Here is a 12241-nt window from a genome sequence, read left to right as displayed (position 1 = left end):
GTTTGGTAGTGACCCAGGAGAACGTGGCAGTGAACGGCAGCAGAAGTTTCTCGCCCCAGGAGATCGCCGACGCCCTGCGCGACCGCATCCGCACCGGCGACCTCAAGGCCGGCGACCGCCTGCCCACCCAGGCCGACCTGGCGGAGGAGTTCGGGGTCGAACGAGGCGCCGTACGCCAGGCACTGAGGCTCCTCCAGGAAGCGGGCCTCCTGACCAACGTCAGCAAGGGGAGTCCGCCGCGGATCGCTGAACCGCCGGCGCCGACACACGGTGAACCCCAGCCGACGATGGTCGGGTTGGCACCACGGTTGACGGAGGCGTTCTCTGCGGGGGACGTCCGCATAGACGTGGTGTGCCACACCGCCGAGACCCTGATGGTGGCCATCGGCGAACCGCTCCGCCAGATCCACGAGGGGCGCCTGCGCCCCGAGTCGATCGAGGTCCGCATCCTCGTCCCCTCCAGGGAGATCACCCTCGCCTTCCCCGTCCCGGTCGACGGCAGCGGTGAGGACAGCCCGGTCCACCAGCGCTGGCTGTCCATGCGCAACGCCCAGGGTCAGGTGCTCCAGCACAACCTGCTGGCCCTGCGCGCCACACACGGCATGGAAGTCAAGGTCACCTTCCGCGCGCTCCCCTTCACCCCGCCCGTGAAGCTGTACCTCCTCAACGACCAGGAGGCGCTGCTCGGTTACTACCTGCTGACGCGGCGGGAGGAGGAGTACGGCAGCCAGACCCTGGACATGTACGACGCCCTCGGCTCCCAGTCCCTCCTCTTCTCCTTCCAGCGGCAGTCCGGCGAACGGGACGCGGCGTTCGTGGAGCAATCCCAGCTGTGGTTCGACGCCCTCTGGGAAACCATCACCACGGACCTGACACTCTCCTAGTGACTTCTGATGCAGCGCAGACTGAACAGGTGACAGTAGAGACAGAGAATCTGCGAGAACTGATCACCAAGGCCCGCAACGTCCTGTTCGACTTCGACGGCCCGATCTGTCGGCTGTTCGCGGGGCACAAGGCGGAGCGCGTGGCGGGCGAACTCGTCGAGTGGCTCGAAGGGCGAGGACTGCACGGGCTGTTGACGAAGGAGGAGCGCGACTCCCTGGACCCGCACATGGTGCTGCGCGCCGTGGACCGCCGGCATCCGGGCAGCGACCTGGTCGCGGAGCTGGAGGAACGCCTCACCCAGGAGGAACTGCGGGCCACCTCCTCGGCGATGCCCACGGCGTACGCAGACCCGCTGGTCCGCACCTGGTCCGCGGTGGGCTCACGGCTGGCCATCGCGACCAACAACTCCCCCCGGGTGGTGCGTACTTACCTGACCGGCCGCGGGCTCCTGCCCTGCTTCGCCCCGCACATCTACGGCCGCACCCAGGACCTCCAGCTCCTCAAGCCCGACCCGCACTGTCTCAACCGCGCCCTGAACGGCCTGGGCGCCGCACCGTCGGCCACCCTGATGATCGGCGACACCCCCACGGACTTCGAAGCCGCGCAAGGGGCCGGCGTGCTGTTCCTCGGCTACGCGCGTAACGACCGCAAGGAGAAGTTGCTGCGAGACGCGGGAGCCGAGCATGTCGTCGACTCCCTGCAAGCGGTGCTGCGGATCCTGCTGGTTCAGCCCTGAGCCATCAGAAGCGCGAAGACCACGACTCCGGCGGACAGACAGGCGGTGTTGCGGGCCTTGATGCCGACACCGAGCAGGAAGAGGCAGAGGAGGCCGAGGGCCCCGTACCGCGACTGCATTAGTTGGTTCACTCCGAGCGTCATGATCGCTGCCAGTAATTCGAAGAAGATCATGGGACCCCACCCCTTGTTTCTCTCTGCTCGCAACCATTCCAATTGGGCTGCTTGCCTTGAAGTTGATGTGCCCAGGGGGCTAGATCCCTTAACGTCGCCGTCCAATGTGTAGGTCGAGATGTCAACTCCTCCGCCAATATGGCTGGAAGCGGTTTGATGTTTGTGCCGAAGAGGTACGGTCGCGATGTGAGCTCAGGACGTGGTGAAGGCGGCGGCAGGGAGTTCAACGCCCTGCTGGAGGAACTCCGTGTCCGCATCGCCGACGGCCGATACGCGCTGGGCCAGGTCCTGCCCCCGCAGCGTGAGCTCGCCGACGAGTTCGGGGTCTCCCGTGACACGGTCCAGCGTGTGTTGCGCGAGCTGAAGGACGAAGGGTGGATCGAGTCCCGTCAGGGAAGCGGTTCGCGGGTGGTGAAGAGCCCCATACACTCCGGCAAGGTTCCGCAGGAGGCGCCGAGGCTCCGGGCGGCTCTGGGGCCGTTCATCACCCGGGCGTTCGCTCAGCCGGTCGTACGACTGGACGTCTTCACCCTCACGTCGGAGAGCCTGGACGCACACGTCCGTCTTCAGGCCGAGCACATCCGTACCGGCGAGATCACCACCCCTGAACGCATCGAGTTGCGGATGCTGTTGCCCGCCGAGTCGCTCGAACTTCCCTACCCGCGCGCCTTGAAGAGCGCGGACGCGGCTGAAGAGGCTGCGGGAACCGAGCAATTGGACCGGTTGCAGGAACAGATACAGGAGCGGTTGCGAGGCATCACCCGACGGCACACGACGTCGCTGCGCGCGGCCCTGCGGAACCTGGAGACGGAGGGACTGGTGCCCTCCGTGTCGGTGGAGGTCAGGAGCATCCCCCTAGTCCCGGCCTTCAAGCTGTATCTCCGCCCGGGCGCCGAGGCCCTGTTCGGCCCCTACGAGGTCGTGGAGCGCTCCATCCTCCTCGACGACGGAACGGAGATGGACGCCCTCGACGTCCTCGGCCTGGGATCCACCCTGATCCGGCACGTCAACGACGAGGGTGATCCCAACTCCACCGGATCCGTGTTCATGGAGAGCATGCAGGCCTGGTTCGACGCCTGCTGGCAGCGCCTCTCGGCAACGTTCTGAAATCCGCGGACCGTTCGCCCAAGGTCATCAAGTGCGGTGCGTTTTAGCGAGGTTGTCCTTCTCGCTCCAGCGCGGGGCATTACAGTGTGCCCACTCTCTCGCGACACATGCACATCAGTGGCGACCTACAGCAATTCAGGAGCGACCTTGGGTGGTCCGCCAATGCCCGGAACTCCCCCTCAGCCGAGGGCTACGGGTGAGGCTTTCGACGAGCTTCTGGCCTACGCCAGGAGTGAGGGGGAGTTCAGCCGGGGTCACCACAATCTGAACTACGTGGTGCAGCCGCCGGATTCGGTCACTGCCAGGTTGCCGTCGCTGAAGGGCCATGGCCGGGTCACCATCCGCCGGCGGATCGGCGACGCGCTGCCTGTCGTCATCCGGACCTGGCAGGACGAGGCGGAGATCCTCGACGCGCTGCACGGGGTGCTGCCCCATGTCCCGCAGTGCCTCGTCAGACACGGCGACATGACCGTCCTGAGCTATGTGCAGGGAGTGCCCCTCTCGACCATCTGCCGCAACGGCAAGAGGGTGGAGCCGCACCTCATCTCCGCCCTCGCCGGCCTGCTCGCGGACATGACGCAGGTACGCAGAAAGGATCTGCCACCACTGCCGCCGTCCTGGCCCCGCAACAGCCGGGACGGCCGGGCCTTCCTCCGGGCCCTGGCCCTGGCGACCGAAAAGCAGATCCGTAGGCGCAACTGGTCGAAGTTCGGGGGCCTGTTCGCCACGCTGGGCATCCCCGAGGACGCGATGGTGCGGTTCGCCGAGCGGGTCCCCGCGATGATCAGCCGCCCCTTCAGCCTGCTCCACACCGATCTGCACCGCGACAACGTGATCTTCTCGTACGACGGCGCCCCACCCTTGATCTGCGTCGACTGGGAACTGGCGACCTTCGGCGACCCGGTGCACGACCTCGCCACCCATCTCGTACGGATGGACTACCCGCGTGAGCAGTGGTCCGAGGTGATGGACGCGTGGCGGGTGGCCATGATCGAGCGGTGCGGCGAGGCCGTGCAGGGCGCCGAGCAGGACCTGAAGCACTACGTCGACTTCGAGCGCGCGCAGTCCGTCTACCCGGACGTGATGCGTGCGGTGACCTCGCTGGGCGACAAGTTCGACCAGCGGGACCTGGACGCCGCGACGCACGCGGTGCACCAGGCACTGGTGGCGGCCGAGACCCCGCTGCGGCTCAAGAGCGTGCCCGACGAGCAGGCCATCGAGGGGATCCTCTTCCGGTGGAACGTGTCCAACGGAAAGCAGCACAGCAAGGACCAGGGCAAGCTCAGCATCTACTGGAAGCCGGACGCCAGAGTGCCCGAGCACCCGAAGTTCCCGGCTTGGGCGGTCCGGGAAGCTCTCTTTCTGGAGGGCGCCGCCCCCGCCGACCACGTGTTCAAGGGAACGGCCCATCTCAGCACGGCGGTGCAGGTGCGCGGTATCCCGTTCCCGGTCATGGTGCGTCGGAAGGTGGGACCGGCCAACCCGCGGGAGAAGCGATTCCTCAACGAACATGCCGTCCTGGCGGCGATCGAGAGGTCCGGGGCCAAGGTGCGTGCTCCACGGGTGCTGGCTCTGGGCATCAGCCATCGCCGTCTGAGTGACCAGTTCACCGTCCACTCCTACGAGGGGCCGAAGGGGGCGATCCGGCACCCGGACCATCCGGCCGAGGGGCTGCTCCCGCACGAGGCCGATGATCTCGTCGACCAGCTCTGCGAACTGACGAAGATCGACTGCGAGGAACTGGGATCGGACACGCTGGGCCAGGACTTCTACCTGGGACTGCGCCTCGAACTGCTGCGCATGGTGGCTCAACTCCCCAAGGAGACCCTTGCGTTGGCCCGGGAGCTGGGGCTGCCCGGCAACATCCTGAGGCTGGGCGAGATCCTCGAACGGCACATCCTGACACCGCGTCGTTCCGCGCTCCTGCACGGTGACCTCAACCCGTGGAACCTCGTGCGCCGCGAGGACGGCACGGGGCTGACCCTCATCGACTGGGAGATGGCCATGGTCGGTGACCCGCTCTACGACCTCGTGCGCCATATGCACCTGACCCAGACGAGCCCGGACATCCGTGACCGCCTGTTCACCCGCTGGGCGAAGAGGATGCCGGAGGAGTACACCAAGGGCTGGTACGACGACTGGAACGTCTACCGCTGGATCGAGACGGTGCGATCCGCCTATGTGGACCTCGACCGGCTGGTGACCGGCGACAGCCTTGAGGCTCCCAACGTCCGCCGGGCGGTGGACACCTACGCCATGACCCTGAAAACGGCGACGGCGTCACTCGGGCTCAAGGACAGATCCACGGCAAATCCCTACCTTGCCTTGGCACTTCCCCGGCCCGACCATGGACAGGCGTGGACGCACGAGTACCTCGCGGACATCTGACTCGAGGCCATGCGCTGCGCGACGGGGGAGAGGGGCTGCGATGGCCGGCGGCGGAAGGGGGCTGCCCGAGAGCACTCTGGGTGAGCGGCTCAGGCGGTTCCAGGCTCGCTACGAACCGACGATCACGCGGCTTCTGCTCCTTCTCGTCTTCGTCGTCGGGCTGATCGCACAGTTCGTGAAACCGGTCGGTGACGCCCTCCAGAACAAGGTATTCCTCGGCAGCGCCCTCCTCAGCGTCGTCGCCTATGCGCTCTACGACAAGGTCAACGACCTCGACACGTCGCTCCGGCTGCCCTCCCGGGCCCAGGTGAAGTCACGGGAGCTGGGCACGTTCGTGACCGAGGCCTTCCGCGCCAGGGAGGTGGAGATCAGCTTCCTCGGCTACACCGGCGAGACGCTCTACAACGAGCTCTATCACCGGCTGGAGGGTCTTGACGACGATCCCGGTCCGACACGGCATGTGGTGGTCCGATTCCTGGTTCCGGACTTCCGTGCCCCCATGACCGTGCCATCCCGGGTGGGCACGGACGGTGGCCCTGTCGACGACGTGGAGTTCCGCGAGCGACTGGAGCTCAGGTGCAAGGAGTTCGACCAGAGACTGTCGGCCATCGCGCGGCGGCTGACAGCGGTGGGGAGTGTGACGGCCACGTGCGAGTACCGCTTCTACCCGGGGATACCGCGGGACAAGATCTGCATCTTCAATCGGGAACTCGTCCTGCACGGTCTCTACGACGTGTCCGCGCGCACCATGGGATTCAGTCCGGAAGCGGATTACTACGACCCCCAGGGGTACCGCACCGACCTCAACATCTGGTCGCGGGAGGACACCGACGACGCCAAGGCCGCCATCGCGACCTGGAACAAGCACTTCGACGACTTGTGGAATCTGGCCGCGAGGCCGCCCTGGCACCGGGGCTCGCTCACCTGAAAACGGTCAGCCCTATGCGTCGAACAGAGGAATCAACTCCTGCTCCTCATAAGTGAGATGGGCCTCCAGCGCGGCTGTCAGGCGGTTCACCTCTGCGCGGGTCGTCGCCGGGGCCGTGGGGGTCGTGAGAGTCTCGCGCAGGGCGTCGACCAGGGTGGCGATCTGTTCGTGTTCCTCGCGCAGGCGGGCCAGGGCCGCGGTGGCGCCGGGGTGGCGTTCGGCGATGAGGGGGAACAGGACCGTGTCCTCGCCGGTGTGGTGGTTGTGGAGGCCCTGGCAGAACGTGAGGCAGTTGACGCGGAGTTGGGCGCCCAGGGTTGAGAACTCGGCGCCTGTGCCGGTATCTGCGTCTGCGTCTCTGTCGGTGTCTGTCGCCGTGCTTTTGTTCAACTCGCCCCGTATCAGCGCGAGTTCATGGCGGAACGCGTCATGCACCACCTTGATCGCCTCGCCGAACGAGGTCGCGTTGATGGTGCCCGGGCCGCCCTGCGCCAGGCTGTGCAGGGCGACGACCGGGATGATCCGTTCGGTCTTCTCCTGGTACGCCGCCCAGCCCGGGTCCGCCTCGACGGCGCGGGCGAAGACCTCGTCGCGTTCCTCGCCGGTGAGGACGACCGCTTGCGCGTCGTAGGTGAACACGCCGCTCTCGACGGTGACTTGGGGGTGGGCGACGAGGTTGCGGAACCAGTCGGGGTGCCGGTCGGAGCCGGCCGCCGAGGCGATGACGAGGACCCGGTCGCCGTCGGGGAGGTAGCCGACGGGGGTGGTGTGCGGGGTGCCGGTGCGGGCGCCGGTGGTGGTGAGGAGGAGCAGCCGGGCACCTTCGAAGTACCCGGTCATACGGCCCTTGTTGGCGCGGAACTCGTCGATGATCGGCTGGTTGAAGTCATGGGGCATCGGGTGGTGAACTCTTCTCTCTGTCGCTGCGCGGTGATGTGTTGACTCGACTTCGACGCAGTGACAGATGGCGGGCCTCTGGCCCGCCACGGCCTCACTCGGAGGCCGGGTACCCGACTCGCTCACGGCACAAGGCCGACCCGGCAGTCATGGGGGTGACGGTAGCGTCCGGCGTATGACTGACGCCAGAGAATTCCAGGACGTCCCCACGACCACCCTCGCCGATCTGCTGGGCCACGCGCAGGTGCTCGACCTCGGTATCCGGTCACTGTGGACGCCCGTACCCCGCCTCGCCGGACCGGCCTTCACCGTGCGGTGTCCTCCCGGCGACAACCTCATGCTGCACGCCGCGATCCACCGCGCCGCACCCGGTTCGGTCGTCGTCGTGGAGTCCGGAGACGTGGAGTACGCCCTCGCCGGCGGCAACGTGTGCGCCGTGGCGCAGCGGCGCGGGATCGCCGGGTTCGTCGTCGACGGGATGATCCGGGACGTGGGGGAGGTACGGGAGGCGGGGTTCCCCGTGTTCGGGCGGGGCGTCGTACCGATCCCGGGGGTCAAGAAGGCCGTACTCCCGCTGAACGAGCGGGTGCGGTGCGGGGGAGTCGCCGTCGACCCCGGGGATGTCGTGGTCGCCGACGAGGACGGGGTCGTGGTCGTGCCGGGTGCGCGGCGGGCGGAGGTGCTCGCGGGGGCGCGGGAGCGGTTGGCCAAGGAGGCGGGGGAGAGTCTCGACGCTTGGGAGGCGGCGCATCGGGCACGGGTCGACGAGCCGTTGCGGGCGGGCGGGTTCCAGGGGTGAACCGGGGTTGCGGGCGGGCGGGTTCCAAGGGTGAACCGGGGTTGCGGGGCGCAGGGGACGCGGCTGGTGTGCATGGCGTAGAACGGCAAAGTGCTCGATCCTGGTCGCGATGCTTCTCTTTCTCGATGTCGACGGGACATTGCTCCCCTTCGGTGCGTCGCGGCCGTACCCGGTGTACGAGCCGGGCTTCGCGCCGCCGGTCGCCGGCGCCCCGCCCCTGCTGACCCGGGTCGACCCCGCGCTCGGGGCCCGGCTCACCGCGCTGGGGTGCGAACTCGTGTGGGCCACGACCTGGATGGACGACGCGAACGTGTGCCTCGCGCCCTGGCTCGGACTGCCCCAACTCCCCCTGGTGGACTGGCCCGACCCGGCCGAGGACGACGCGCCCGGCGGCCTGCACTGGAAGACCCGGCCCCTGGTCGCCTGGGCCGCCGGGCGCCCCTTCCTCTGGGTGGACGACGAGATCAGCGACACCGACCGTGCCTGGGTCACCGCCCACCACCCCGAACGCGCCCTCCTGTACCGCGTCGACCATCGGCAGGGGATCACCGGTGCGGATTTCGAGGCCATGGAGGCTTGGCTCGCGGTCAACAACAGGTAGAGGGGCGAGGGTAGTTGGGGATCAGCAGGTGGAGTGGGTGTGGCTGACTGGGTGGTGCGGGGCGCGTCGGCGGGGGACGTCGAGGTCATCGCGGAGTTGCGGGCCGATGTGTTGCGTGGCGATCTGGAGCGGGTCGGGCGGTACGACGCGAAGCGGGTCCGGCAGCGGTTGCGGGACGGGTTTGTGGCGGGGCACACCTGGGTGATCGAGGTGGGCGGGGAGTTCGCCGGGTGTGTGGCGCTGCGGGCTGATGCGGAGCGGGGTTGTCACTGGCTGGAGCACTTCTATCTGGATGCCCGGCTCCAGGGGGGTGGCATCGGGTCCGGGGTGTTGGGGGAGTTGCTGGAGCGGTGTGACCGGGACGGTGTGCGGGTCGTACGGCTGAATGTGCTGCGGGGGAGTCCGGCTCGGCGGTTGTACGAGCGGTTCGGGTTCGTCGTCGAGGCCGAGGACGCGGTGGATGTGTTCATGGTGCGGGAGGCGGGCGGCTGACCTGCGGCTTCGGTGGCCGCCGTGACATTCGCGGGGGCTGTGTCGTCGTACGGGTATGAACACAGGAATCCGGTACGTCAGCCTCGGTCTGCTGGCCGTGGTCAGTCTGTACACAGGGCTGTGGGCCTACTTCTCGCCGTCGGGGTGGTACGCGAACTTCCCCGGGCTCGGGCTGAAGTGGCTGCCCCAGCTGGGCCCCTACAACGAGCACCTCGTCAAGGACGCGGGGTCCATGTTCCTCGCGCTGGCCTGTCTGACGGTCATCGCGTTGCGGCAGGTGCGGAACACCCGGCTGGTGCAGACGACGGGGGCGGTCTGGCTCGTCTTCAACGTGCTGCACTTCAGCTATCACGTGCAGCACCTCGACATGTACGGCACGCGTGACCAGGTCCTGAACGTCGTGTCCCTGTCCTTGCTGATGCTGCTGTCGGCGGTGCTGTTGGTACCGGTGTCCGTGTCGGCGTCGGCGTCGGCGTCGGCGTCGGCGCGTTCCGAGCGGGAGGGTGACGAGCGATGAAGGTGGCGGTGGCGGGCGGTACCGGGCTGGTCGGGCGGTACGTCGTCGAGGAGTTGGGCGCGGCCGGGCATGAATCGGTCGTACTCAGTCGGTCGCGCGGTGTCGATCTCGTCGCGGGTGGCGCGGGGCTCGATGCCGCGCTGGACGGGGTGGACGCCGTCGTCGACGTGAGCAATGTGACGACCACGAGCGCGCGGAAGTCGGTCGCGTTCTTCGACGCGGCCGGGCGGAACCTGCTCGACGCGGGGGAGCGGGCCGGCGTACGGCATCACGTGGTGCTGTCGATCGTCGGCATCGACCGGGTCGGGCTCGGCTACTACCGGGGCAAGCTCCGGCAGGAGGATGTGGTGCGGGGCGGTTCCGTCCCGTGGTCGGTGCTGCGTGCCACGCAGTTCCACGAGTTCGCCGGGCAGACCCTCGATCGGGTGCCGAAGCCGTTCGCGGTCGTGCCCCGGATGCGGACCCGGCCGGTCGCCGCGCGGGAGGTCGCGCAGCACCTGGTGAAGCTGGCGAGCGGGCCCGCTCAGGGCATGGCCCCCGATCTCGCCGGCCCGCGTGTCGAGCAACTCGTCGACATGGTGCGGCAGTTGCTGCGGGCTCGCGGGGAGCGGCGGGTGGTGCTGCCGGTGCGGATGCCGGGGGCGGTGGGCGCGGCGATGACGGGGGACGGGCTGTTGCCGGTCGACGACAGCGGGCCTCGGGGCGTGGAGACGTTCGACGCGTGGCTCGCCCGGTGTGTGGTGCGGGGCGGGCCGTCGTCGGTACGGGGAGGATGATCGCCGCTGTGTCCACGTCACCCGGATCGGACCGAGAGAACGATCAGCGCACGGGCCAAGGCCCGGACCCCACCCTCGGGTCGCTCATGGCCGAGCGGCGGCACCTGCTCAACCTCGGGTACCGGATGCTCGGTTCGGTGCAGGATGCCGAGGACGTCGTACAGGAGACGTACGCCCGTTGGTACGCGCTGTCCGAGGAGGCGCAGCGGGCGATCGACGTGCCGATGGCCTGGCTGACCCGGGTCGCCTCACGGATCTGCCTCGACCAGCTGGGGTCAGCGCGGGCCCGGCGGGAGCGGTACACGGGCGAGTGGCTGCCGGAGCCGGTGCGGCACGGTGCGCGGTGGGCCAGTACGGGGGGTTCGGGGGCGGACGATCCCGCCGACCGGATCACCCTCGACGAGTCGGTCAGCATGGGGATGCTGGTGCTGCTCGACTCGATAACTCCCGCCGAGCGCGTGGCCTTTGTCCTGCACGACGTGTTCGGGCTGCCGTTCGCCGAGATCGCCGAGACGGTCGGCCGTACACCCGCCGCCTGCCGCCAACTCGCCTCCACCGCCCGCCGACGCCTCGCCCACCGGCCGCCCGGCAGCAGTACGGCGGCGGAACACGGCCGCGTCGTCACGGCGTTCCGCGAGGCCTGCGAGACCGGTGACCTCGACGCGCTCGTCGCCCTCCTCGACCCGGCCGTCGAGTCCCGCAGCGACGGGGGCGGCAAGGTGCGCGCCGCCCTGCGCCCGGTCATCGGCCGCGACAAGGTCGCCCGCCTCTTCCTCGGCCTGATGCGGCGGGAACCCGAGATGGAACTCGTCGAGGACGACGTGAACGGGACGCCGGGGGTGGCGGTACGGATCGACGGGACGACGTTCGCCGTGCTCGCGGTGGGTGTGCGGGGCGGGTTGATCACCGACCTGTGGCTGGTGGTGAATCCGGACAAGTTGGGGGCGTGGAATGGGGAGCGGGGGATGGGGGGAGGGCGGGGGTGATGGGGTTGACGGGGCTGGTGGGGTTGGAGTGGGTGGGGCTGTGGTGGGCGGGGCTTTCTGAGGGTGGCGCCCGTTTGCAATCGGCCCGCGTCACCCGCTCGCCGTCGGCCCGTGGCCCGTGTCGGCCAACCCGTGTCGGCCAACCCACGTTGGTCAGCCCGTGCCGGACAGCTCCAGCTCAGGTGATCCCGCCGGAACAAGTCCCGCCACTGCCCTGGGAGTTGTGAGCCCGGGGAGGATCTGCTGCCACCACTTGGTCAGCCGGTCGTGGAGGTCGCGGCGGTCGCAGGTGACATGGGAGAGCATCTGGATGCCGGTGAAGGAACCCACGACGCTCGCCGCCACGTCCTCGGGGGTCAGCTCCGCGCGGAGTTCGCCGGCGCCCTGTGCGCGGGCCAGGTCGCGGGCGAAGACGCGCAGCCACCAGTCGTAGGCGTTGGAGTCGTGCGACTGGAACGTGCCCTGCTCGACCGTGAGCCGGATGCTCGCGCGGAAGAGGACGTCGGTGCGCAGCCGGTGGGCCAGTTCGTGGGTGAGGTCGATGACCTGCTGCATCGGGGACGCGGAGGAGCTGCGCGGCTCGGTCGGCAGTTCCAGCTGGGAGGCCATCACCCCCTGCGCGATCTCCTCCTTCGACTTGAAGTGGAAGTACATGGCGCCCTTCTTGACGCCACTGCGTGCCTGGATCTCGTTGATGCTCGCGGCCGCGTAACCACGCTCGTCAAACACTTCGGCCGCCCCCACCAGCAGCCTCCGTCGTGTGGCGATCGCCCGCTCCTGTTGCGCCATGAGGGTGTGACTTCCTTGCTTGATCCATCACTCGGAAACCAAACATACGGTGGGTATTGTACGTGGCTACAAATAGCTGTCACGTGGACTTCTCCCTTAGAAACAAACCAAACGTTTGGGTAATGTGGCCCACCGTCCACGCCTCCTCCCGTACGACCCGGAGACCT

General features: G+C 68.3%; 14 protein-coding genes. 11 read left to right on the top strand and 3 right to left on the bottom strand.

Annotation, left to right across the window (positions count from 1 at the left end; all coding sequences use genetic code 11):
* The first annotated feature begins 2 nt into the window (after nucleotides 1–2).
* Together OHT77_RS21270 and OHT77_RS21265 are read left to right on the top strand one after the other, a co-directional pair.
* Entirely contained in the window at nucleotides 3–884 is an 882-nt protein-coding gene (locus OHT77_RS21270; protein ID WP_328830128.1) for a FadR/GntR family transcriptional regulator, read from the top strand.
* Nucleotides 884–1621 carry an HAD family hydrolase gene (locus OHT77_RS21265; protein ID WP_328830127.1) on the top strand — a complete coding sequence of 246 codons (738 nt, stop codon included), beginning with the start codon at nucleotides 884–886 and terminating at the stop codon, nucleotides 1619–1621. The genes OHT77_RS21270 and OHT77_RS21265 overlap by 1 nt, the downstream gene beginning before the upstream one ends.
* On the opposite strand, the gene OHT77_RS21260 is transcribed toward OHT77_RS21265, so the two are convergent.
* Nucleotides 1612–1794 carry a hypothetical protein gene (locus OHT77_RS21260; protein ID WP_328830126.1) on the bottom strand — a complete coding sequence of 61 codons (183 nt, stop codon included), beginning with the start codon at nucleotides 1792–1794 and terminating at the stop codon, nucleotides 1612–1614. The two genes, OHT77_RS21265 and OHT77_RS21260, sit on opposite strands and share 10 nt — an antisense overlap.
* Before the next feature lie 186 nt (nucleotides 1795–1980).
* Between OHT77_RS21260 and OHT77_RS21255 the strand changes: the two genes are divergently transcribed.
* The 3 genes from OHT77_RS21255 (at nucleotide 1981) to OHT77_RS21245 (ending at nucleotide 6217) form a co-directional block, all read left to right on the top strand.
* A complete protein-coding gene (locus OHT77_RS21255) occupies nucleotides 1981–2901 on the top strand; it encodes a GntR family transcriptional regulator (RefSeq protein ID WP_328830125.1) in 921 nt (306 codons plus the stop codon).
* A 162-nt stretch (nucleotides 2902–3063) separates the two neighbouring features.
* Nucleotides 3064–5289 carry a phosphotransferase family protein gene (locus tag OHT77_RS21250; protein WP_328830124.1) on the top strand — a complete coding sequence of 742 codons (2226 nt, stop codon included), beginning with the start codon at nucleotides 3064–3066 and terminating at the stop codon, nucleotides 5287–5289.
* A 40-nt stretch (nucleotides 5290–5329) separates the two neighbouring features.
* The gene (locus OHT77_RS21245; RefSeq protein WP_328830123.1) at nucleotides 5330–6217 is read left to right on the top strand and encodes a hypothetical protein; all 888 of its coding nucleotides are present in this window, start codon (nucleotides 5330–5332) and stop codon (nucleotides 6215–6217) included.
* 12 nt (nucleotides 6218–6229) lie between these two features.
* On the opposite strand, the gene OHT77_RS21240 is transcribed toward OHT77_RS21245, so the two are convergent.
* A complete protein-coding gene (locus OHT77_RS21240) occupies nucleotides 6230–7114 on the bottom strand; it encodes a nitroreductase/quinone reductase family protein (RefSeq protein ID WP_328830122.1) in 885 nt (294 codons plus the stop codon).
* A gap of 175 nt (nucleotides 7115–7289) precedes the next feature.
* Here OHT77_RS21240 and OHT77_RS21235 point away from each other — a divergent pair, with 175 nt between their 5' ends.
* From OHT77_RS21235 to sigJ, 6 genes are all read left to right on the top strand, one after another.
* Nucleotides 7290–7913: an RraA family protein gene (locus tag OHT77_RS21235; protein WP_328830121.1), complete on the top strand. Its 624-nt coding sequence runs from the start codon at nucleotides 7290–7292 to the stop codon at nucleotides 7911–7913.
* A gap of 109 nt (nucleotides 7914–8022) precedes the next feature.
* Nucleotides 8023–8514, top strand: a complete 492-nt coding sequence (locus OHT77_RS21230; protein ID WP_328830120.1) for an HAD domain-containing protein — start codon at nucleotides 8023–8025, stop codon at nucleotides 8512–8514.
* A 39-nt stretch (nucleotides 8515–8553) separates the two neighbouring features.
* On the top strand, nucleotides 8554–9006 hold the full coding sequence (locus OHT77_RS21225; protein WP_328830119.1) for a GNAT family N-acetyltransferase: 453 nt from the start codon (nucleotides 8554–8556) through the stop codon (nucleotides 9004–9006).
* 55 nt (nucleotides 9007–9061) lie between these two features.
* Nucleotides 9062–9523 (top strand): hypothetical protein, encoded by a 462-nt coding sequence (locus OHT77_RS21220; RefSeq protein ID WP_328830118.1) that lies wholly within the window; start codon nucleotides 9062–9064, stop codon nucleotides 9521–9523.
* Nucleotides 9520–10299 (top strand): SDR family oxidoreductase, encoded by a 780-nt coding sequence (locus OHT77_RS21215; RefSeq protein WP_328830117.1) that lies wholly within the window; start codon nucleotides 9520–9522, stop codon nucleotides 10297–10299. The genes OHT77_RS21220 and OHT77_RS21215 overlap by 4 nt, the downstream gene beginning before the upstream one ends.
* Entirely contained in the window at nucleotides 10296–11285 is a 990-nt protein-coding gene (sigJ, locus tag OHT77_RS21210) for an RNA polymerase sigma factor SigJ (RefSeq protein ID WP_443048081.1), read from the top strand. Before OHT77_RS21215 ends, sigJ begins: the two co-directional genes overlap by 4 nt.
* A 153-nt stretch (nucleotides 11286–11438) precedes the next feature.
* On the opposite strand, the gene OHT77_RS21205 is transcribed toward sigJ, so the two are convergent.
* The gene (locus OHT77_RS21205; RefSeq protein ID WP_328830115.1) at nucleotides 11439–12074 is read right to left on the bottom strand and encodes a ScbR family autoregulator-binding transcription factor; all 636 of its coding nucleotides are present in this window, start codon (nucleotides 12072–12074) and stop codon (nucleotides 11439–11441) included.
* Nucleotides 12075–12241 lie beyond the last annotated feature (167 nt).

It is taken from the genome of Streptomyces sp. NBC_00252 (assembly GCF_036187565.1).
Classification (GTDB): domain Bacteria; phylum Actinomycetota; class Actinomycetes; order Streptomycetales; family Streptomycetaceae; genus Streptomyces.
This window is presented reverse-complemented; position numbering and strand designations above follow the sequence as displayed.

Bases quoted from the DNA above. Each gene is read 5' to 3' on its own strand.
- OHT77_RS21240 (WP_328830122.1), bottom strand. From the start codon at position 7,114: ATGCCCCATGACTTCAACCAGCCGATCATCGACGAGTTCCGCGCCAAC.
- OHT77_RS21205 (WP_328830115.1), bottom strand. From the start codon at position 12,074: ATGGCGCAACAGGAGCGGGCGATCGCCACACGACGGAGGCTGCTGGTG.
- OHT77_RS21260 (WP_328830126.1), bottom strand. From the start codon at position 1,794: ATGATCTTCTTCGAATTACTGGCAGCGATCATGACGCTCGGAGTGAAC.
- OHT77_RS21250 (WP_328830124.1), top strand. From the start codon at position 3,064: ATGCCCGGAACTCCCCCTCAGCCGAGGGCTACGGGTGAGGCTTTCGAC.
- OHT77_RS21245 (WP_328830123.1), top strand. From the start codon at position 5,330: ATGGCCGGCGGCGGAAGGGGGCTGCCCGAGAGCACTCTGGGTGAGCGG.
- OHT77_RS21230 (WP_328830120.1), top strand. From the start codon at position 8,023: ATGCTTCTCTTTCTCGATGTCGACGGGACATTGCTCCCCTTCGGTGCG.
- sigJ (WP_443048081.1), top strand. From the start codon at position 10,296: ATGATCGCCGCTGTGTCCACGTCACCCGGATCGGACCGAGAGAACGAT.
- OHT77_RS21235 (WP_328830121.1), top strand. From the start codon at position 7,290: ATGACTGACGCCAGAGAATTCCAGGACGTCCCCACGACCACCCTCGCC.
- OHT77_RS21220 (WP_328830118.1), top strand. From the start codon at position 9,062: ATGAACACAGGAATCCGGTACGTCAGCCTCGGTCTGCTGGCCGTGGTC.
- OHT77_RS21215 (WP_328830117.1), top strand. From the start codon at position 9,520: ATGAAGGTGGCGGTGGCGGGCGGTACCGGGCTGGTCGGGCGGTACGTC.